Source organism: Bacillus cereus group sp. BfR-BA-01309, assembly GCF_022664315.1.
GTDB classification, from domain to species: Bacteria; Bacillota; Bacilli; order Bacillales; family Bacillaceae_G; genus Bacillus_A; species Bacillus_A mobilis.
This window is the reverse complement of the sequence record NZ_JAKUHE010000010.1, coordinates 91364-112329: the sequence shown is the minus strand read 5'-3', so window position 1 is coordinate 112329 and position 20966 is coordinate 91364. Positions and strand designations below refer to the sequence as shown.

The following is a 20966-nucleotide window of genomic DNA, read 5'->3' as shown; positions in this document are numbered from 1 at the left end:
TGAGATGACTGTTGCGCAATTAATCGATATTGATGCAAAAAGAATGAAAACGAGTAATGAAGTATATCAAACATCTACAATGCTTGCGCTATTAGATGGTATATATGATGGTGTGATCAGCTTTGAGGAATTGAAAGAACGTGGTGATTTCGGCATCGGCACATTTGATCAATTAGATGGTGAAATGATTGCATTTGATAACGAATTTTATCATTTACGTTCAGACGGTTCAGCAGAAAAAGTAGAGCCAGAAGAAACAACACCGTTTGCTACAGTAACGTTTTTTGAAAAAGAGATGAGTTATACAGTAGAGCGTCCGATGAACCGTGAAGAAGTTGAGGCGTTATTACATGAATTAATGCCAAGTAAAAACTTATTTTACGCGATTCGAATGGACGGTACATTCCGTGAAGTAAGAACGAGAACGGTTCCAAAACAAGAAAAACCGTATACACCGCTCGTTGAAGTGACGAAATCACAGCCGATTTTTTCATTTAAACATACAGAAGGTACACTCGCTGGATTTTGGACACCAGATTACGCACAAGGCATTGGTGTAGCTGGTTTCCACTTACATTACATTGACGATGCAAGAAGCGGAGGCGGGCATGTTTTCGATTATGTTGTTGAAAACTGTACGATCCAAATTTGCCAAAAAGCTCATATGCATTTAGCACTTCCAGAAACAGCTGACTTTATGACGGCTGAATTATCAAGAGAGAACTTAGAGGATAATATTGCGACTGCGGAAGGTGCGGAGTAAAAGGGAGAGACTGTTCTATTGTGGAACAGTCTTCTTTTATTTGCTGTGTCGTTAGTATCGTTTATTTCTTTGAAACGAACGGATGCCCCTCATAATAAAAACGCCACGGATAATGTACAGCTTCTTCTGCATAGTCGATGTTAATACGAGGTCCTGCTGTTATTTTATATTGTGATGATAGGTGTTCTTCTTCTGGGACGAGTTCAATATGTAATATGTTACTTTGTAAGGATACGCCTCGTTCTTCTAACGTAATTCCGAGTGCACGGCATAGTTTGCCAGGGCCGTTCGTTAAATTTTTATACTGTGGCTTCGTAACGTCTGTTTTGTTGTAGCGCGCGAGCTTTATTTCTTCAATCCCGTCTACCGGTTCAAGTGCTCGAATGAGAACGCCTTGCGGGGTGCCAACTGGTGCTGTAATGACGTTAAAACAATGATACATACCATAAATTAAATATACGTAAGCATGTCCTGGTGCGCCAAACATGACTTCTGTACGGTCTGTTCGTCTCCCGCCGTAACTATGCGCGGCTTTATCATCGGGACCTTTATATGCTTCTACTTCTACAATAATTCCGCTTCGTTTTATTCCATCTACAATATGTACAAGTTTCTGTCCGAGTAATTTCTTTGCGACTTCTAACGTATCGCCTTCATAAAAGGAAGGGGGTGCTTGCATTGTACTATCTCCTTTACTGAGTGTATATGTATATAGTAAACCAAATTTTCAGTAGTAATTCTAACTCGTTCTATTTGCTACATTTATTTCATAAATTATGGATAGAGTACAACAGCGAAGAGGGGGAGTGCGACATGATTTATCGCTTACTAGCTCTTAATATAGATGGGACACTACTATACAACAACGGAAAAATTGCAAAAGGATTACGAGAAACGATTGAATTTGTGAAGAGAAAAGATGTATACGTTACATTATTTACGAGCCGTAATTTTCAATCCGCTTATAAGGTAGCAAAGGCGTTAAAATTAGATTCTATATTAGTAACACATGGCGGTGCTTTCGTTTCAGCAACGTTAGATAAGCCGTACGTTCAAAGAAGATTATCGGAAGAGAAGACGTTTAATATTGTGCAAGTGTTAGAGCACTTCGATTGTAACGTCCGCATTTCTCATGAACGGTTTTCAATCGGAAATCGTGAGAGAAATACACCAAACTTAATTGCGCGTACTGTATTATCAAGTGCAGATCCGTTATTTTATCCGGTTCAGTTTGTAGACTCGTTAGGTGATGCGCTTCGTGATCATCCAGTAGCGGCACCAAAAATTGATGTGATTTTCCAAAGTAAAGGTGAAAAAGAACGAGGGCTAAATACATTACGAAAAGCATTCCAAGATATAGAGTATGTTGAGTGTGATTCAAAACGAATAGAAATTTTGCCGCAAAATGTATCAAAATTACGTGGATTACAATTGCTTGGAGAGCATTTAAATATTTCGCTAAACGAAATGGTTGCGATTGGAGATAGTTTAGAAGACCTAGAAGTAATTGAAAATGTTGGCCTTGGTGTAGCGATGGGGAACTCGCCTGTAGAATTAAAGCAAGCAGCCGATTGGATTACACGTTCAAATAGTGAGAACGGTGTAGAGTATATGATTAAAGAACATTTCCGTAAGCAATTCCCGCTTCCGTTTTTGAAGAATCATAAAAATACACCGAAACGATGAAAGAAAAACGTAGCTTTTTGGCTACGTTTTTTTGTTGAACGTATTAAAAAGAATGAAAACGTTTTAGATTATGAATTGTTTATGAAATCTATACAATTTACTTGAATACTCTGGGAAACTATTGTAGAGTGAGTGATGTTGCCAAAATAGTTACACCATATGAAATATTCTCCAGATTAATGTTATTGAGCTCCGTATGCAAAAAATACTTCCGCATGTTAGTTTCGTTTACGTATTATTTCAAAAATGAATTGTAGTAATTTTATTAAGCGGTTGTAGAGTTTCTTGTTTTTATTTAAATGGATGATTTTAGGTAATTGTGAGTAAGGCTGGGTACATATGAAAGATGCTTTTTGTTTGGTTTTAGGAAGTTTAAAAGGGGGAATGAATTTCTTGAGGAAATCATTTAATCAAAAAATAAAAAAATTTAGTAGTAGTTTTATAGTTGTATTACTAGTATGTATGAATTTTTTAATCCATTTACCGTATAAAGCAGAGGCAGCTACAACAGAATTAAAAGGTTTAGGTGATGTATCTTATTACAATGCAATCATTTTTGGAGATCATAGTGCAACGAGTGCGGATATTGAGGGTGCGATGGCTGTTCAAAAAAATATGAATGCATCAAGTTATACAGTCGTAGCGGCTGCAACTGGAGCGAATAATTTAGCTGGAGCGACATGGGTAGATGAAGGATATCCGTCATTATTACTAGGTGGCCAATTTACGAAAGCGGGAACAGGACAAGTAATTATCCAAGATGGAACAGTGGCTATGACAAAAGATGGTGACCCAGAAGGGGCAATGAAATCATCGTATGACCGTATCTCGTATAAAGAGCAAGCGGAGATTGATGCTAAATTTAAAGAGTTTAGAAAAGACGTTGATAGCGTAATTGAGGATGCGGGTCAATTACACACTGATAAACCAAAATCGGGTATGACCTTTGGAATCGGTGAAGATGTAAATAATCCTAATATTTATGTCTCTTCAGGATTAGAAGGGCAAGAACCATTCAATGTAAAGGATGTTTATCTTCCAAATGTAAGTAACAAAGATTTTATTGTTATTCATTCAGATGCAGAAGAAGTTAATTTTGGTGGCGGTGCAATCCTGTATGATACGACAGATAAGGGCGGGTTCACATTAGTTAATACCTCTCAAGCATATGACCCTAATTCCTTCTTTACTGAGTTAGCTAGTAAAGTCATTTGGGTGTTCCCTAATGCTAAAAAGATAACAACTAAAGGATATGGTGTAGTAGGAAGTGTATTTGCACCTAATGCAGTTGTAGATACAAAGGGTGGCTCTATTAACGGACAAGCCTATGTTGGTGGATTACACCAAAGAGATGGATTTGAGGTTCATAATTTTAAATTTAACTGGCCAAAGTGGAAAAAGCCGGCAGCTGAAAAAGGAAATTTACAAATTAAAAAAGTTGATGAAAACGATGAAAACATTGTTTTAAAAGACGCAAAATTTGATGTTATAGACAAAGATAATCATGTTGTGGCTACTGTTACAACAAACGAAAAGGGTATTGCAGAAGTTAAAGATTTACCATTTGGTGATTATTTTGTAAAAGAAATTAGTGCACCAGAGGGATATATAAAAGTTGATACACCAGTAAAAGTAACAATTGATAATACAAACATAATTGAATTTGTTATGAAGAATACGAAAAAAGTAGAAAATGGTCAATTTAAATTATTGAAAAAAGATAGTGAATCTGGTCAACTTTTACCAGGTGCAAAATTTGATGTTATAGATAAAGATGGGAACGTTGTCGAAACAATTATTACAGATGGTAAAGGTGAAGCTTTATCAAAACAACTTCCAGTTGGAACATATACATTAAAAGAAGTTGAAGCACCAAAAGGTTACGAACTATCATCTAGCTTAGTTCATGTTGATGTAGCTGCTAATAATACAGTGACTATAGATGTGTTGAATAAAAAGATCGTTGAAAAAGTAACAGGTCAATTTGAAATTGTAAAAGTAGATGCAGAAGATAAAGCGAAAGTATTGTCAGACGCAGAATTTGAAGTGTACAAAAATGGTAAAAAAGTAGAGACGTTACGAACAGATAAAACAGGTAAAGTAATCTCTCAGAAATTAGAGCCAGGAACATACACATTAAAAGAAACGAAAGCACCACAAGGATATAAGTTGTTAAAAGAAGAAATTGAAGTCGTTGTGGAAGCAAACAAAGTAGTACAAGTACAAGTAGAAAACGCAAAAGAACTAGGAAGCTTACAAGTAATCAAAAAGGATGCAGAGAGTGGAAAAGTTCTAGAAGGTGCAGAATTTAAGCTGAAAAATGAAACTGGTCAAGTAGTTGGAGAAGCGAAAACAACGAATAAAGATGGCGTAGTAACATTCGAAAACTTAGTGCCAGGAAAGTATACGTTAGAAGAAACGAAAGCGCCGGAAGGTTATAAAGCGTTAGAAGTGACGGTAGAAGTAAATGTTGTTGCAAATACAGTAATAAAGCAAGAAGTATTAAATGAAAAAGTGAAAGAAAAGATTAAAGGTCAAGTAGAAATTACAAAGGTAGATGCTAATGATAAAGATAAAAAATTAGCAGGCGCAGTGTTTGAAATTTTGAAAGATGGAACAAAAATAGACACATTAACATCAGATGAAAATGGTAAAGCAACTTCGAAAGAACTAGAGCCAGGAGATTATATTTTAAAAGAAGTTCAAGCGCCAGAAGGTTATGAGTTATCTGATAAGGAAATTGAATTTACGATTTCTAATCAAAAATTTGAAGTTGTAAAACTTCAAATTACAAATGAAACAGAAACACCAGGTGGAGAAACAGAAACACCAGGTGGAGAGACAGAAACACCAGGTGGAGAGACAGAAACACCAGGTGGAGAGACAGAAACACCAGGTGGAGAGACAGAAACACCAGGTGAAGAAACAGAGAAACCAGGTGAAGAAACAGAAAAGCCAGGCGAAGAAACAGAAAAGCCAGGTGAAGAAGTAGGAGCGCCTAACTTACCAGAAAAAGAGCAAGGTAGTTCCAATAATCAAAAACTTCCAGCTACAGGTCATAATACAAACTACCTTCCATTTATAGGGGTAATTCTTTTGTTAATAGGAATGCGTTTAAGATTTATGACTAAAAATAGCTAATAGGCTTATAAAAGGCAGAAGAGAATGTCATCTTTTCTGCCTTTAAGTTTTTAAATAGAAGAAATAAGGTAAAACCTTCTGTATTGACCTACAAACGCCCTTCAAGTAAACTAAAGAGAGTTTGCAAATGAAAAGGTGATAATGTTGTTAATTTCAATTAAAACGTTACAAGATGATCGTTTTTTACGTCCGCTGCAAAATATTGGCGGCTTATTTTTTGAAGATAGTACGATTGGATTTGAACAAGAGGAAGCAAATCTTATCGTTGATATACACATTGAAGAGAATGTAAAAGCATCTGCTCGTTTAACAGATGTTGCTACTGGAAATGTGTATGAAGAAACATTCGCAAAAGATTTATCTGCTTTCACAGATGAGAAAGAGCGTATGAAGCAAGTGAAGCACGTTGTTTCTTATGTATATCTTTCTGTTCTTCAGCAGTTAACTGGTCTTGAACAAAGCTGGGGCATTTTAACAGGAGTTCGTCCGACGAAACTTCTTCATAAAATGCTTCAAAGTGGTATGTCAAAAGAAGAGGCACACCAAGAACTTCGTGAAAGCTATTTAATTCATGAAGAGAAAATTGAACTTCTTCAGCGTATTGTGGATTGCCAATTAGCGGTAGTTCCGGATTTATACCGTTTGAAAGAGGAAGTAAGTATTTATATCGGTATTCCATTCTGCCCAACAAAATGTGCATATTGTACATTCCCGGCGTATGCAATTAACGGACGTCAAGGCTCTGTTGATTCATTCTTAGGTGGTTTACATTATGAAGTTCGTGAAATTGGTAAGTTTTTAAAAGAAAAAGGTGTAACAGTTACAACGATTTATTACGGCGGCGGTACACCGACAAGTATTACAGCAGAAGAGATGGATATGCTGTATGAAGAAATGTATGAAGCGTTCCCAGATGTGAAAAATGTGCGTGAAGTAACAGTTGAGGCAGGTCGCCCCGATACAATTACGCCAGCTAAGCTAGAAGTGTTAAATAAATGGAATATTGACCGTATTAGTATTAATCCGCAGTCATACCATCAAGAGACATTAAAAGCAATTGGGCGTCATCATACTGTAGAAGAAACAATTGAGAAGTATCACTTAGCTCGTGAAATGGGAATGAACAATATTAATATGGACTTAATTATTGGTCTTCCTGGTGAAGGGCTAGATATTTTCAAGCATACGTTAGATGAAACAGAAAAGTTAATGCCAGAATCATTAACAGTTCATACGTTATCATTTAAACGTGCTTCTGAAATGACGCAAAACAAACGTAAATATAAAGTAGCTGGTCGCGAAGAAATTACAGCGATGATGCACGAAGCAGAAGAGTGGACGCAAAAGCATAATTACGTACCATATTACCTATATCGTCAAAAGAATATTTTAGGTAACTTAGAGAACGTTGGTTATGCAATGCCGACGCAAGAAAGCATTTATAACATTGTTATTATGGAAGAAGTTCAATCAATTATCGGACTTGGCTGTGGTGCATCAAGTAAATTTGTTCATCCGAAGACAGGTGCAATTACGCACTTCGCAAATCCGAAAGATCCAAAATCATATAACGATGGCTTCGTAAAATATACAGAAGATAAACTGAAAATTTTAGAAGAGTTATTTGTATAAGAAGAAAGAGGTTGTTCCGATTTGGAATAGCCTCTTTTTTATTCCGCTATTTGTGGGTTGATTCAAGTTGTGGTTGGTATAATTTCATTTACTGATAAACGGCACTGTTTGTAAAACTATGTCGATAATAATCAGAAAAATTAGTCAAATCATTGGAGGACAATGTCTACTTATGGACGAAATGATAGATTTATGAAAGAGAAAAGGGGGAAATTGTTGGCATGTACATGACGATAGGGAGAATATTTGATTTAGCGGTTGGTAAGTATCCGAATAAAGAGGCGTTAGTAGAACCGGAAAAAAATATTCGCTGGACATATAAACAGTGGGATGAGCAAATAAATAAAACGGCGCAAGCTCTGTTGGAAGAAGGGGTAAGAAAGGGAGATACTGTATCTGTTTACTTATATAATTGCCGTGAATTTGTAAACGTTTACTTAGCCTGTGCGAAAATTGGGGCAATCTTTAACCCGATTAACTTCCGTTTAAAAGCAAAAGAATTATCGTATATCCTCCAAGATGCAGCCTCAAAAGTAGTAGTCTTTGAAAAAGCAGTTGAATCAACTGTTGCTATCATTGAACGAGATTTTCCAAATTCGTCTTTTTGGTATGTAGAAGACGATACACCTTCCTATGCGAGTTCTTACCATGAAAAAGTAAATGAAGCATCAGCTGAAAAAGTAGATATTGAAGTCGATGAAATGGATTATTGTTCTATGTTATATACGAGCGGTACGACTGGTCATCCGAAAGGCGTACTACATCGCCATCGTGAAATGACAGAGCATAGTATGATTTGTACGTATTTTATAAAATATAATAGAGATAGTGCCGGACTTGTTGTAGCACCTTTATACCATTGTGGCGAGTTAAATGCTGGGATTATTCCGCGCATTCAAGTTGGTGGAAAGAATGTAATTTTACATCACTTTGATACGGATAGAGTATTACATACGATTCAAGACGAGAAGATTACGACGTTTTTTGCAGCACCGACGATGTGGAATATGTTACTGCAAAAAGATTTAACACAGTACGATTTAACTTCGATGAAGATTGGTGTTTATGGAGGAGCGGCGATGGCTCCAGCACTAGTGAAGGAATGTAAAGAACGTCTTTATATTGATCTTGTCCAAATTTACGGAATGACAGAAATGGGACCAGTTGTTGCGTTTCTCGTAGAAGAAGATCAAATTACGAAAGCAGGCTCAGCGGGAACACCTTGCTTTAGTCATGAAATCCGCATTGTAAAACCGAACGAAGACGCACCAGCAGAGCCAGATGATGTATTGCCCCCTTATGAAGTTGGGGAGATTATTTTGCGCGGCCCAACTATGATGGCTGGTTATCATAACCGAGAAGAAGCAAATGCAAAATCGATGTATAAAGGATGGTATCACTCTGGTGATTTAGGTTATTTCGATAAAGATGGCTATTTATTCGTCGCAGATCGTGTGGATGATATGGTGATTAGCGGTGGCGTTAATATTTATCCACGTGAAATTGAAGATTTCCTTCATAGTCATCCTGGTGTATTAGATGTTGCGGTGCTTGGTGAACCGGATGAATTATGGGGAGAACGTGTTGTGGCTGTCGTTGTAAAGAAAGATGAAGCGATTACAGAAGAAGACTTAGAAATATATTGTAAAGAAAGTGATGAATTAGCAGATTATAAACGTCCGCGTCATTATTTATTTGTGGATGAACTGCCTCGTAATGCGAGTGGAAAATTACAAAAATTTGTCCTGAGAGAATCGTTGAAAGGCGCGAAAAAATAGGGTGTAGAGCAGTCGTCTATACAAATAAAGCTATCTTTTTTAATAAGAAAAGATAGCTTTATTTTTTTTGAAAACGATTGGAAAAATGGCATGTATTTTCTATGTAAACTCTCTTTTGTTATTATATAAAAATATTTTTTTGGGGATTACATTTTGCTTATTAAGTATTGTTTAATTAATGCGTTTTAAAATCATATGCTTTATGTTTTTACGAAATCGGGTGATTAGCGCAATGATAATTATGCCGAAGAGAATTTTCCATATGTGTTGCCCGAGTATTTGGAAGATCGCATCTAAATTTTCACCTAACCAATAACCGCCGATCAAGAAGAAGGATACCCAAAATAGAGCCCCGGAATAAATTGTCATCGCAAAGCGGCGAAATGGTAAGTTGATAATGCCTGCAAAGTACCCTGTGAAATGACGGACACCTGGGATGAAAAAGGCGATAAAGATTAGAAAGTAGCCGTATTTATCGAACCACATTTTTGTTAAATTAATTTTCTTTTGAGTTAAAAATACATATTTCCCGTACTTCTGAATGAAGGGCATGCCTAGTTTATTTCCTACAAAGTATTGGAAGGTCATACCTACGCTTGTCCCAATAAAAGATAACAGAATTAAAATTGGCAAGCTTAAATCTCCTTGGTGTGATAAAAATCCTGCATAGGCTAATGTAGGCTCCCCTGGAAACGGAAGCGTAATATATTCTAAAAGTAAACCGATAAGTACTACATAATACCCATATTGCTGAAATAATTCTTGAATCCATTCCATATTGTGCGCTCCTTTTTAAGTGATTTTTCTCTATTTGAATCGACTTGAGGCCATACTCAATATAGCTCTTTGCTAAGTAGCAAAGAGCATTGAAGTGTACATGTTACTATGAGTTAAAGTTATAGCGGTACAAAAATACGTTGAAATCTTCTTCTTTTGGACCAAAATTAACGGCTTTTTCTTGTATGCGTTGGAAGTTTTGTCTGTCATAAAATTCATAGTTGCATTCGTTATCGGTATATAAATATAAAGATGTTACGTCTTCTTTTTTCATGTATTGGAATAGATGACTTAGTAAAGACTTTCCAACTCCAAGACCTCTTGATTCTTCGGATACGATGAACAATTGTATGCAGCCTTGAAATTGATCTTCTTTTCCTTGAATGAGTTCTTTATATGTTTTTTGTACTTGTATAAATGCTTTTAAAAATTCTCTATTCTCTTTATTCGTTATGAATAGCTTTAGCGTGTTAAAGGCAAAGCTAATAGTGTTATGGAATCTCTTTAAACGGTTTTTATCTTTTTCAGAATCGCCTAAAATGACACCGATCACTTTATTATCTTTTTCAGCTACTTTACTGAAGGAACTCCCTAAAATGCAACTGTGTAAATAAAAGTTTAATACTGAGTTTAAGAAGTTTTTATCTGTAATGAATTCATTAAATCCAAATGCTTCACCGATTAAATGTTTTATAGGCTCATAGTCTTCCTTAACAAGACTTCTATATTTTACTGTGTTCATAATTGTATACTCCTTTTATTAATGTAAATGACTTATTATAAATAGTAAGGTCTCCTCTAAGGGGAGAGTCAATGGTTGTATGCGAAAAAATATAAGGGAAGAGATACAAATGAAGAAGTTATTTTCTATTGGAGAAGTTGCAAAAATAAAGGATATTACGATAAAAGCGCTAAGATACTATCATAAGATGGGGATTCTTATTCCAAAACATGTTGAGGAATCAACTGGGTATAGATATTATTCGATAGATCAATTTATTCACATTGATATTATAAAAAGCTGTCGAGAGTTGAACACGAGCATAGTAGAGCTGCAAGAGATTTTTAAGGAATGTAACACGGATAAATTGCTACAATTTTTACAATTGAAGAGAGAAGAAGCGGAAGAGCATATAAAGAAAATGAAAGAGGTAATGGAAACGATTGATGACTTACATGCGAAAGTAGTGAGTTCACAGGAAATATTAAAGAATGATGAAATCTCTATTGAATTTTTTGACCAGCGTTATGTCGTTGTTGCGCCTTGTAAAGAAGTAGGGAGTTTACAGGAGTTACTGTATTATTCTGATTTAGAGAAAATCGTGCAAGATTATGAAGAGAAGATGGAAATGGAGATGGGGATTCTCTACAACGTAAATGCAAATTGGGATGTAGAACCGAAGTATGTATTTAATAAGGTACGAGATGGTGTACATATGGAAGAGATGCAAAATATAAAAGTATTACCGGGCGGAAAATATATAACGTTAGCGTATAGTAAAGAGAATGAGGAAGAATGTCGAAATACCATAATGAAATACGTAAAAGAAAATAGTATAGAAGTAGAGAGTTTTATTGAAGTGGAGTTAGTTAGTGATATTTTTAATGCGGAGACGTATAGTTGTCAAATTCAAATTTTGATAGGGGATAGTGAGAATAAGAAGTTTTGATGCTATACATTTAGGGGGACGCCTACTTATTAATAAGAAAGACCATCCCTAAAAAATGGGATGGTCTCCTTAAATCGTATTATTTACGTGAAAATCCTTCTTCATCAAGGTATTCCGCTGCTTCTGGATAAGAGTTGAATGTACCGTCTAAGTTTACACCAGCGTACACGTTCCACATATCATCCTCTTGAATAAGAGTTAGGATATGACCGTCTTCGTTCTTCCATTCTTCTTCAGCAGCAGGTTCCATTGGTGCTACAATTTCCTCTGGCTCTTGTGATAGACGTTCAATTACTTTTTCAATTAATGAACGTAGTTCTTCTTCTGAAAACTCACGGATGTTAATCATACCTTTATCATCTGTTTTATAACCTTTAATGAAGTTTGCATATACAAATCCGTTTCCATTTGGGTGTAAATGATATACAACGTTCTTTTTATCTAAACGACTTTCTTCAAAGTGAAAGTTTACGCGTTTTAGTGATACGTTCTTTCTTTCTAATTCAGGGAAAGATTCAATAATCGATAATTTTTCTTCAAAAGTTAGCATAGTGCCTCCAAATATATAATAAAAGATTTAATTTATCTATTATAGCATAGTTATAATAGTTTCCAAAGATGCGGTGGGAACTTACAATTGAATGCGTTTACGTCACGATACTGTAAAAAGTGGACTAACGAATATATTCTTTTAGGTGTACAATGGAACGTGGACTTAATGTGAAGGTGGTTATTTATATGTTTCAAAAAATAGCAAAGGAATGTTTAGCTGGTTTTACTGTTGCGATTGTTGCGTTGCCACTTGCCATTGCATTTGGTATTGCTGCAACGGGAACGTCTGAGGGAGCACTAGTTGGATTGTATGGTGCGATTTTTGCAGGTTTATTTGCGGCGTTGTTCGGTGGTACACCGGGTCAGGTTACAGGGCCAACTGGACCGATTACTGTTATCGCAACAGGAGTTATTGCGACGCACGGATTAGAGGCGAGTTTTATAGCCTTTATGATAGCGGGACTGTTTCAAATTTTATTCGGTGTATGTAAGCTTGGTTCTTACGTTCGATATATTCCGTATCCTGTCGTTTCAGGATTTATGAACGGAATCGCATTAATTATTATTTTAGGTGAAATGAAGCATGTGCAAAATAGTTTTCTACTTGTAGTATTAACGATTATTGTAATGATTGTTTCTGGAAAATGGATTAAGGCTATTCCATCTAGTTTAGTTGCATTAGTTGGTGTGACTGCTTTGCTTCCTTTATTTTCTTCTGCGTTAGAAGGACTTACAGTGAAGTTACCGATTATCGGCAATCTGTCATTAAATAAGGTGATTGAGAAGATCGGGACGATTCCAGAAGCGATGCCGACGCTTCATATTCCATCTTTAAGTGGAACAGGCATCGCAGAACTTATTTTACCAGCGCTTAGTATTGCTTTATTAGGATCGATTGACTCGTTGTTAACATCGGTTGTAATGGATAATGTGACGGGTACACGTCATAAAAGTAATAAAGAACTGGTCGGACAAGGTATCGGTAATATGATGAGTGGATTGTTTGGCGGATTGGCAGGAGCAGGTGCGACTGTACGGTCTATCGTTAATATAAGAAGCGGTGGTAAAACGGCGCTTTCAGCAAGTATGCATAGTGTTATATTATTTATTTTCATTATGGGACTTGGATCAGTCGTGCAATACATTCCGCTTGCTGTATTATCAGGTATTTTAATTTTAACTGGTATTGGCATGTTTGATTGGGAAAGCATGAAGAAAATGCATGTAGCACCAAAAGGTGATGTCATTGTTATGCTCGTAACAATGGTTGTCACAGTGAAGTTTGATTTAATGATTGCTGTTGCGTTCGGAATTATTCTTTCATTCATTATATACATGGTGAAATGTAAAGAACGTAAAGCTTCTATTGTAAAAGAAAAGGAAGCGACGTATAAAATTAAAGGCCCACTTTCTTTCCTAACAGTGGATCGTATTTTTTATGCTTTACAAGACGTGAAGTCTCCGGTTGTTTTACGTATGAAAGATGTGCGCTATATGGATGTATCAGGAGCTATGGCATTGTTGAACTTTGTTGAGCAATCGGATAAAGTAGGTGCGAGTGTGAAACTAGAACAAGTGCCTGCTCATATTGAAAACACGATAGTAACGATGGCGAGTAATGAGCAGAAAGATAAATTACAGTTTGTAAAAGCTGAGTCTATATAAGAAAATGCTCTCGTATGTGAAGTGACCCCCGAAAATGGGACACCAATCAAAACACCTAAACCACTTTTTCGAAATACATTTCGTACAAAAAAACGACATATTTATTATATATTCTTTTTTATCCCGCGTTAACGGAAAGTAAAACTCCCACCTCAAAATTCAGTTGGAGCAAAGAAGTTAGGTGGGAGATCAAATGTCCGTAAACGTCCGATTGGTGAGGGCTGATAATCAGTGGGGGATGAACAAAACCCCCACTGATTAAAGTTTCACTTTATAATAGCGCTTTTAATATTTTAGCATGTTAATAATTCGATTAAAATAATTATTCCATATGAATAGTTTCTAATTTCATACGTAAAAAAAAGAGGACAATTAAGTGTTGTTTTATGTTGAATGTAGAGGCGGTAAAGGAGTGGGATAGAAAAGAAGCAGCATCCAAATAGATGCTGCTTCTTTTTTATTCTATTTCTAAATCAACAATTAAGTAAGCGAGTATCACAACAAAGAAAATACTAACGGCTGGTGCTGTTAAGACGTGTCCAGACATAAAGCCGATACCGAGCGATAAGACGAGTGTGCTAGCTAGTAGCGTATGTTTTACGCTAAATAGTTTCCTGAAGTTTGTGATCAAGCGAATGAATATTTTTATTCCGAAATAAAGAAGTGGTAATACGTACATAAGGAAGCCGACAATTCCGAATGCAAAGAATAGGTCGTAGAAATCCATTTCGACTAACTTCATATTCGTCGTATAGTTACCAGCATAGCCCATTCCAAATAGGTTTTGAGATAGTGGTGCTTCTTTATAGTATTGTTTATATACTTTTAAAAACTTGTCACGATCACTATAAATTAAACTTTTCATTTCAGAGTCTTTTAGTTCGCCTTGCTTATGTTCTTCTTCTTTAACTACTTTTCCTTCTTTTCGGTCTTTCTCGTCTTGTACTGATTTTTTGTATTCATATATTTGTAAATGGATACTCATATTTTTGGCAATAGGGGTTTGCGGTGTAATAACGATAGCACCATAGCCTACTTTCGTTCCGATCATAATGCTTGCATACATCGCAAGTACAGTTGGAATCCAGTAATATACTTTTGAGAAAGAAGTTGTTTTATGAACCGAGTATAAGACAACGATTGGGAACATAATTGCAAAAATGGAACTTAAATCATTTCCAGCAAAGAACCATCCTCTTGAACCGATCTTTGAGTTCGGATAGCTTTGGAAATCTGTACCAGTTGCCATAGCCGCGATGATTGAAATACTTAAAATTAACGTTGCATATAAGAAATATGTAATGATTTTATGAAATACATATTCGTTATTTTTTAATTCTTTTAGTGCGATGATATATCCAAACATTATTATAATTAGATATACACTTTTCAAAATAAATTCACTTCTTCTCCAAATGAAACTGGAGATTTGACCATTAAATTATTCATAAGGCTGATTGCGAGCACGATGCCAAAGAGACATAAGTAGAGACGCACCTTGTTGTTTATGGTGAAGGAGTAGATAGCCTAATGCAAGAAGCATAAAGGCGAAACGGACTACGATTCCGACTGTTGCACTCATGTGTAATACATAGATTGAAAAAGACGTTAATAAATCTAAGATTGGTTGAAACACAATGAATAGCAGTAGGAAATGCGAGAAGGAATTATCCGTCTGTTTTAACTTAGTAACCATATGTTCCTCCATTTCTTCATTCCTTTATTTCAGAACCTCTATATAAATAGGAAGGAGAATGAATTTCTATATTTAGTTTTTATATCAGACTTAAGGATACACTATTTCATTTTAATGGTAAATAGATGAGAAGAGGCGATAAACCGACTTTAATTGCTATATTTTTTAACGGAATTGTATGTTTTATACGAGGCTATATACAAATTACGAGATTATTAGACAGAAAATTAAGAAAAAAGAAGGGTTTTTCACCTGCTTTCTATAATTATATAAGTATAATCTTTATGTAGAAAAGAGGGGTATATATAATGGAAGTAACAAGTAAAACAGAATCTGTCATTGTGAAATATGAAGGGCACGTTGCAACGGTTATGGTCAATCGCCCAGAGGTGTTAAATGCATTAGATGAGCCAACGTTAAAAGAACTATTACAAAAACTGAAAGAAGTTGCGGAGAGTTCAGCGCATATTGTGGTGCTATGCGGGAACGGCCGCGGTTTTTCTGCGGGTGGAGATATTAAATCGATGCTTTCAAGTAATGATGAAAGCAAGTTTGATGGTATTATGAATACTATCTCTGAAGTTGTCGTGACTTTATATACGATGCCGAAGCTTGTTATTAGTGCGATTCATGGACCAACTGCTGGTCTTGGATTAAGCATTGCATTAACAGCTGACTATGTGATGGCGGATATTTCATCCATTATTGCAATGAACTTTATTGGAATCGCTTTAATTCCAGATGGTGGCGGCCATTTCTTCCTTCAAAAGCGTGTCGGTGAAAATATGACGAAGCAAATTATTTGGGAAGGAAAGAAATTATCAGCAACAGAAGCGCTTGATATTGGCTTAATTGATGAAGTAATCGGCGAGGATTTCCAAACGGCTGTGAAGCAAAAAATTAATGAGTGGTCACAAAAGCCGATCAAAGCGATGGTTCAAACGAAGCAAATTTTATGTGAAGTAAATCGTTCTAATTTAGAACAAACGTTGCAACTTGAAAAACGCGGCCAATATGCGATGAGACAAACAGCGGATCATAAAGAAGGCATTGCTGCATTTTTAGAAAAACGTTTGCCAGCATTTAAAGGGGAATAAAGTGAAATTTGAATAAATGGCGGTTTTACTGCCGGTTAATTTAAGGTAAAGGGGAGAAAGTGCTAACACATTTTAGTATAATTGTGTTAGCACTTTTTTTTAGGAGTAATATATGAAGAAAATTATCGGTGTTGTCGGCATAATTGTAATAGCATATTATGCTTTGCATAGTACACCATCTATGGCGGTGCGAACTGCTTTGTTTTTTGAAGGACATCCAAGCGTTGCGTTTTCTGGCGAGGTGACGAAAGAAAAAGATGTGAAAAAAGAAGCAATTCCTGCTGAGTACCAAACTTTATATAGTAAGGAAGAAGAATCAGAGCACTATTTCTTTCCGCACGTAAGAGCACATGGATCAGGAATTGATATGCTTAGTGCGTGCGTGAAGAAAAAATGGTTTTTCTATAAAGCAGAGCTCGGATGTTATTAAACATAGGAGGATGAATGATGTCAGCATATAACAAGTTAGTAAGAGACCGTGTTCCAGAGAAGATTTTGATGTCTGGAAAAACATATACAGCACAAAAATTAACAGGACACGCATACATACAAGCTTTAGCGAAAATTGGAACGGAAGAAATTCGTGAATTTGCTTCCATGAAAGAGCGTGAACATGCGCTTGATTCTCTTGCGGATGCACTGGAAGTGATCATCTCATTAGCGCGTGCAGAAGGTGCAACAATTGAAGATGTAGAACGTCTTCGTAAGCAAAAAGAAATAGAGCGCGGTGGATTTGAAAGAGGCATTTATTTATTAGATGTTTCAGAAGAATAGTTTGATAGGGAAAGCATAGTGTTTATGAATAACGCTATGTTTTTTTGTTAAAGTGAATTTTAATATAATTTAGAAAATTGAACTATATGAGTAGAGGATTTATAGTAAATTCGGTATACTAAATAATAGGGAAAATGAGGAGGAAACGACAATGGCACATCATGCAAAAGAAACGATGGAATTGATTAAGGAGCTTGTCTCTATTCCAAGTCCGTCTGGAAATACAGAGAAAATCATTCGTTTTATTGAAAACTATGTAAGTGAGTGGAATGTAGAAACGAAGCGTAACAATAAAGGCGCTCTTATTTTAACGGTAAAAGGGAAAAATGATGCACAGCACCGTTTATTAACAGCACACGTTGATACGTTAGGTGCGATGGTGAAAGAAATTAAGCCTGAAGGTCGTCTAAGTCTTTCTATGATTGGTGGATTTCGCTGGAACTCTGTAGAAGGGGAATATTGCGAAATTGAAACATCAAGTGGTAAGACGTATACAGGGACGATTTTAATGCATCAAACATCTGTGCATGTATATAAAGATGCAGGTGAAGCGAAACGCGATGAGAAAAATATTGAGGTTCGTATTGATGAGCGTGTCTCTTCAGCTGATGAAGTACGCGAATTAGGAATTGAAGTAGGAGACTTCGTTTCATTCGATCCGCGCGTTCAAATTACAGAGAGTGGATACATAAAATCACGTCATTTAGATGATAAAGTAAGTGTTGCGATTTTATTAAAATTAATTAAGAGATTACAAGATGAAAACGTAACATTACCATATACAACTCATTTCTTAATTTCTAATAATGAAGAGATTGGATACGGTGGTAACTCTAACATTCCAGAAGAAACGGTTGAGTATTTAGCGGTTGATATGGGAGCGTTAGGTGATGGACAAGCATCTGACGAATATACTGTATCTATTTGTGCAAAAGACTCTAGTGGTCCGTATCATTATGCGCTACGTAAACATTTAGTAGAGCTTGCGAAAACGAACAATATTGAATATAAAGTAGATATTTATCCGTACTATGGATCGGATGCATCAGCTGCGATTCACGCTGGATTTGATGTGAAACATGCATTAATTGGAGCGGGTATTGATTCTTCTCATGCATTTGAGCGTACACATGAAAGTTCGATTGCACATACAGAAGCACTGGTTTATGCATATGTATTATCAGAGATGATTGCGGAATAAGAAAAAATAGGCTGCCAGAGGTAGCCTATTTTTTTGTAGAGAAAGGGACATAGGTGTATGGATTTAAAACTATCTTCAACAAAAAGTAAATGAAATGTATTTTATTCTACAATATTAAGAAAGTAGGTTTACTACATAATTCGAGTATTATGAAATAATAGAGATGCACTAATTTTTTTGTTTGCATTTGTAAGAATTTTTATATTAAGCTTATGTGTTATTTATACGAAACAACGGGTAAAGATGTATCTTCTTTCTGTTAATACATCAAAAGAGATTGTCAATGGTAGTCTCTTTTATTTATTAACGTTTCTCTTTATTTCAAGCATGTGATATCATTTAATTTTATATGAAAAAGTATTGTAATTATAACGATATAGAGGATGATAATAGATTGAATAATCATAGTAAAACACCTGCATGTATATATACGTATGCATTTCGTGAGGAGGAGCGTGCTTTATGTTATTTGGAAATGCGCTCGTTTTTTGGAATGGAGTCTCATGTTAATATTTTGAAAAGTGATGTCAAAATTGACCCAAGTAGAAGTGCGTTTATGAAAGAGCGCGTTGAGGTTATGTATGAAGGGGACGACTTAGAAAGTATTTTAAAACAAGTAGAACAAATTGATTTGGCGGGGGCGTCATTTAAAGTGATCTTCGTTAAAATTAATGATCTTGGGAAAGAAAATAAAATTGAATATGGGGAAAGACGTCTTATTGAACGCGACCTTGGCATGCATATTGAAGGAGAAGCTGATGTTCGTAATCCAGAGCGTGTATTCGGGATTGTTCCTCTTGGAGGACGCTGGTACTTCGGACACTATGTAGAAAGTGAGCCAGTTTGGTATCATCACATAAAAAAACCGCATAGTTATTCGACATCTCTTAGCACACGTGTTGCGAGATCAGTTGCAAATATTGCTGTACCAAATCCAGATGGAGTACGAGCAATTGACCCGTGCTGCGGTATTGGAACAGTAGTAGTAGAAGCACTTTCTATGGGAATTAACATCGTTGGTAGAGATATAAATCCACTTGTAGTTCTTGGAACGAGAAAAAACATCGCACATTTCGGGTTTGAAGGAACAGTAACAAAAGGTCCAATCGAGGAAATTATGGAGAACTACGACGTTGCTATTATCGATATGCCGTACGACCTATTTACGCATGCCACACCAGAAGACCAGTTCTCTATTCTTTCAAGTGCGCGCCGCATCGCTAAAAAGGTAATCGTTGTCACGATGGAAACAATGGACGACATGATCCATGAAGCAGGATTTGAAATTACAGATCGCTGTATTACAAGAAAAGGATCATTTACTAGACAAATTCTTGTTTGTGAATAAGAAAAGAAGGTCACCCGTTTGGGTGACCTTTTTTTCTTTGGATTGGTGTGTGATTGGTTGGTAGTTTAGGTGGAATTTGTCGGTAAGCCGATATCCTATGTCGAATCGTCGATATCGCTACATTAGTATATTACTGTTCTTTTAATTTCTCTTGTTGTGCGATGAGTAAATTGCGTAAGACATGCCCGCGGTAACTTTCTAGTTTTCTTCCTTCATGGTAACGCACGCCTAATTTTTTTAATTCAGCTACGTACCAGCCTTTTGTTCCGTAATACATGGGATCACTTCCTTTTTGCTTTTGAACAGTATATGTGGCGTGGGGAAAGAATTTTCTTTTTTATTCAGCATTAGGGCAACAAAATTGAAAAAACATGTTAGGGGAATATGATATCACTTCTATTTCTAGTTTATTAAAATAGGCTTTATAGTAGGAATTTCGAAAAATATAAAGGGGGAATATGCTTTGTTTCCAGGTACTTTATATGAAACACATGTTAAAACTAGAAATTTAGAAGTAGCAAAAGAGTTTTATACGAAACTTGGATTATTTCATGCTCGTACAATTGAAGAACGCCGTGTCGCATTCTTTTGGTTTGATAAAGATAATAAGAAGGAACAAATGCTAGGCATTTGGGAGGTATCAGAAGAGGCGTTTCATACAAGTCACTTTGCATTCAAGGTTAACTATGAAGAAATCATTCATGCAAGAGAATGGCTTCTTAATAAAGGAATAAAACCAAGGGCCGCTTTCGGTCTTGAACCGTCTGAGCCTATGGTCCAGACGTGGACACCTACTGCAAATCTTTATTTTTATGATCCTGACGGTAATTCTTTAGAATTTCTATGTTTACTTCCTGAAAAGAAAAACGTAAAACAAGATGTCATGCATTTAAGTGAGTGGGAAAAATTGCCGAGTGACATATAAAGTGAAACTTTAATCAGTGGGGGTCTTACTGCCCGTTACATGCGGGATAAATTCGATTTTGGCTCCAATCCCGCAAAATAATTAAAAAAGGAGTCATAACTTTGCTCAAATGGTGAGGTTATGACTTTTTTGTTTTGTGTGGCTAATAATCACCCATTGTCTACTGTATAAAAATATAGACAGTAGTGTATGCTTTTTTACACAATGTATACAAATTTATACCCTATGCGTTGGCATGATATTTGCAATGGAAATAGTATC

General features: G+C 36.0%; 17 protein-coding genes and 2 pseudogenes. 13 read left to right on the top strand and 6 right to left on the bottom strand.

Annotated elements, in window-relative coordinates; translation table 11 throughout:
- Positions 1-4 precede the first annotated feature (4 nt).
- Complete coding sequence (alsD, locus tag MR115_RS19475; RefSeq protein WP_242242407.1) at positions 5-763, top strand: alpha-acetolactate decarboxylase; 759 nt, start codon at positions 5-7, stop codon at positions 761-763.
- Between the two features lie 61 nt (positions 764-824).
- On the opposite strand, the gene MR115_RS19470 is transcribed toward alsD, so the two are convergent.
- Positions 825-1442, bottom strand: a complete 618-nt coding sequence (locus tag MR115_RS19470; RefSeq protein WP_242242406.1) for a DNA-3-methyladenine glycosylase — start codon at positions 1440-1442, stop codon at positions 825-827.
- A gap of 134 nt (positions 1443-1576) precedes the next feature.
- Here MR115_RS19470 and MR115_RS19465 point away from each other — a divergent pair, with 134 nt between their 5' ends.
- The 4 genes from MR115_RS19465 to MR115_RS19450 all read left to right on the top strand — a co-directional run bounded on the left by MR115_RS19465 (position 1577) and on the right by MR115_RS19450 (position 9000).
- Positions 1577-2449, top strand: a complete 873-nt coding sequence (locus MR115_RS19465; protein WP_242242405.1) for a Cof-type HAD-IIB family hydrolase — start codon at positions 1577-1579, stop codon at positions 2447-2449.
- A gap of 393 nt (positions 2450-2842) precedes the next feature.
- Positions 2843-5590, top strand: a complete 2748-nt coding sequence (locus MR115_RS19460; protein ID WP_242242403.1) for a SpaA isopeptide-forming pilin-related protein — start codon at positions 2843-2845, stop codon at positions 5588-5590.
- A 141-nt stretch (positions 5591-5731) separates the two neighbouring features.
- Complete coding sequence (locus tag MR115_RS19455) at positions 5732-7222, top strand: coproporphyrinogen III oxidase (RefSeq protein WP_002007015.1); 1491 nt, start codon at positions 5732-5734, stop codon at positions 7220-7222.
- Positions 7223-7443: 221 nt separating this feature from the next.
- Positions 7444-9000 (top strand): fatty acid--CoA ligase, encoded by a 1557-nt coding sequence (locus MR115_RS19450; RefSeq protein WP_242242401.1) that lies wholly within the window; start codon positions 7444-7446, stop codon positions 8998-9000.
- A 171-nt stretch (positions 9001-9171) separates the two neighbouring features.
- On the opposite strand, the gene MR115_RS19445 is transcribed toward MR115_RS19450, so the two are convergent.
- Positions 9172-9777: a DedA family protein gene (locus MR115_RS19445; RefSeq protein WP_242242399.1), complete on the bottom strand. Its 606-nt coding sequence runs from the start codon at positions 9775-9777 to the stop codon at positions 9172-9174.
- A gap of 106 nt (positions 9778-9883) precedes the next feature.
- Entirely contained in the window at positions 9884-10519 is a 636-nt protein-coding gene (locus MR115_RS19440) for a GNAT family N-acetyltransferase (RefSeq protein WP_242242398.1), read from the bottom strand.
- A 79-nt stretch (positions 10520-10598) separates the two neighbouring features.
- Here MR115_RS19440 and MR115_RS19435 point away from each other — a divergent pair, with 79 nt between their 5' ends.
- Complete coding sequence (locus MR115_RS19435) at positions 10599-11447, top strand: MerR family transcriptional regulator (protein WP_242242396.1); 849 nt, start codon at positions 10599-10601, stop codon at positions 11445-11447.
- 79 nt (positions 11448-11526) lie between these two features.
- On the opposite strand, the gene MR115_RS19430 is transcribed toward MR115_RS19435, so the two are convergent.
- Positions 11527-11997 carry a hypothetical protein gene (locus MR115_RS19430; protein ID WP_061679992.1) on the bottom strand — a complete coding sequence of 157 codons (471 nt, stop codon included), beginning with the start codon at positions 11995-11997 and terminating at the stop codon, positions 11527-11529.
- 152 nt (positions 11998-12149) lie between these two features.
- Here MR115_RS19430 and MR115_RS19425 point away from each other — a divergent pair, with 152 nt between their 5' ends.
- Entirely contained in the window at positions 12150-13664 is a 1515-nt protein-coding gene (locus MR115_RS19425; RefSeq protein ID WP_242242395.1) for a SulP family inorganic anion transporter, read from the top strand.
- Between the two features lie 457 nt (positions 13665-14121).
- On the opposite strand, the pseudogene MR115_RS19420 reads toward MR115_RS19425, so the two are convergent.
- Positions 14122-15360, bottom strand: a pseudogene (locus MR115_RS19420) (O-antigen ligase family protein).
- A 308-nt stretch (positions 15361-15668) separates the two neighbouring features.
- Between MR115_RS19420 and MR115_RS19415 the strand changes: the two are divergent.
- From MR115_RS19415 to MR115_RS19395, 5 genes are all read left to right on the top strand, one after another.
- Positions 15669-16457: an enoyl-CoA hydratase gene (locus tag MR115_RS19415; protein WP_242242393.1), complete on the top strand. Its 789-nt coding sequence runs from the start codon at positions 15669-15671 to the stop codon at positions 16455-16457.
- 112 nt (positions 16458-16569) lie between these two features.
- Positions 16570-16887, top strand: coding sequence for a hypothetical protein (locus tag MR115_RS19410; protein WP_242242391.1), 318 nt, complete (start codon positions 16570-16572; stop codon positions 16885-16887).
- Between the two features lie 17 nt (positions 16888-16904).
- Complete coding sequence (locus tag MR115_RS19405) at positions 16905-17231, top strand: nucleoside triphosphate pyrophosphohydrolase (protein ID WP_001277346.1); 327 nt, start codon at positions 16905-16907, stop codon at positions 17229-17231.
- A gap of 151 nt (positions 17232-17382) precedes the next feature.
- Complete coding sequence (locus MR115_RS19400) at positions 17383-18432, top strand: M42 family metallopeptidase (protein WP_242242390.1); 1050 nt, start codon at positions 17383-17385, stop codon at positions 18430-18432.
- A 394-nt stretch (positions 18433-18826) separates the two neighbouring features.
- A complete protein-coding gene (locus MR115_RS19395; protein ID WP_242242389.1) occupies positions 18827-19780 on the top strand; it encodes a TRM11 family SAM-dependent methyltransferase in 954 nt (317 codons plus the stop codon).
- Positions 19781-19910: 130 nt separating this feature from the next.
- Here the strand turns inward: MR115_RS19395 and MR115_RS19390 are convergent.
- Positions 19911-20111, bottom strand: a pseudogene (locus MR115_RS19390) (YflJ family protein); the annotation flags it as partial.
- 132 nt (positions 20112-20243) lie between these two features.
- On the opposite strand from MR115_RS19390, the gene MR115_RS19385 reads away from it, so the two are divergent.
- A complete protein-coding gene (locus MR115_RS19385; RefSeq protein ID WP_098091449.1) occupies positions 20244-20705 on the top strand; it encodes a VOC family protein in 462 nt (153 codons plus the stop codon).
- The last annotated feature ends 261 nt before the right edge of the window (positions 20706-20966 follow it).

What these genes read in the sequence shown, in the direction of transcription:
- MR115_RS19430 (WP_061679992.1), bottom strand. Translation starts at nt 11,997, where the DNA reads ATGCTAACTTTTGAAGAAAAATTATCGATTATTGAATCTTTCCCTGAA.
- MR115_RS19450 (WP_242242401.1), top strand. Translation starts at nt 7,444, where the DNA reads ATGTACATGACGATAGGGAGAATATTTGATTTAGCGGTTGGTAAGTAT.
- MR115_RS19415 (WP_242242393.1), top strand. Translation starts at nt 15,669, where the DNA reads ATGGAAGTAACAAGTAAAACAGAATCTGTCATTGTGAAATATGAAGGG.
- MR115_RS19445 (WP_242242399.1), bottom strand. Translation starts at nt 9,777, where the DNA reads ATGGAATGGATTCAAGAATTATTTCAGCAATATGGGTATTATGTAGTA.
- MR115_RS19440 (WP_242242398.1), bottom strand. Translation starts at nt 10,519, where the DNA reads ATGAACACAGTAAAATATAGAAGTCTTGTTAAGGAAGACTATGAGCCT.
- MR115_RS19425 (WP_242242395.1), top strand. Translation starts at nt 12,150, where the DNA reads ATGGAACGTGGACTTAATGTGAAGGTGGTTATTTATATGTTTCAAAAA.
- MR115_RS19400 (WP_242242390.1), top strand. Translation starts at nt 17,383, where the DNA reads ATGGCACATCATGCAAAAGAAACGATGGAATTGATTAAGGAGCTTGTC.
- MR115_RS19455 (WP_002007015.1), top strand. Translation starts at nt 5,732, where the DNA reads ATGTTGTTAATTTCAATTAAAACGTTACAAGATGATCGTTTTTTACGT.
- alsD (WP_242242407.1), top strand. Translation starts at nt 5, where the DNA reads ATGACTGTTGCGCAATTAATCGATATTGATGCAAAAAGAATGAAAACG.
- MR115_RS19465 (WP_242242405.1), top strand. Translation starts at nt 1,577, where the DNA reads ATGATTTATCGCTTACTAGCTCTTAATATAGATGGGACACTACTATAC.
- MR115_RS19405 (WP_001277346.1), top strand. Translation starts at nt 16,905, where the DNA reads ATGTCAGCATATAACAAGTTAGTAAGAGACCGTGTTCCAGAGAAGATT.
- MR115_RS19410 (WP_242242391.1), top strand. Translation starts at nt 16,570, where the DNA reads ATGAAGAAAATTATCGGTGTTGTCGGCATAATTGTAATAGCATATTAT.
- MR115_RS19470 (WP_242242406.1), bottom strand. Translation starts at nt 1,442, where the DNA reads ATGCAAGCACCCCCTTCCTTTTATGAAGGCGATACGTTAGAAGTCGCA.
- MR115_RS19435 (WP_242242396.1), top strand. Translation starts at nt 10,599, where the DNA reads ATGCGAAAAAATATAAGGGAAGAGATACAAATGAAGAAGTTATTTTCT.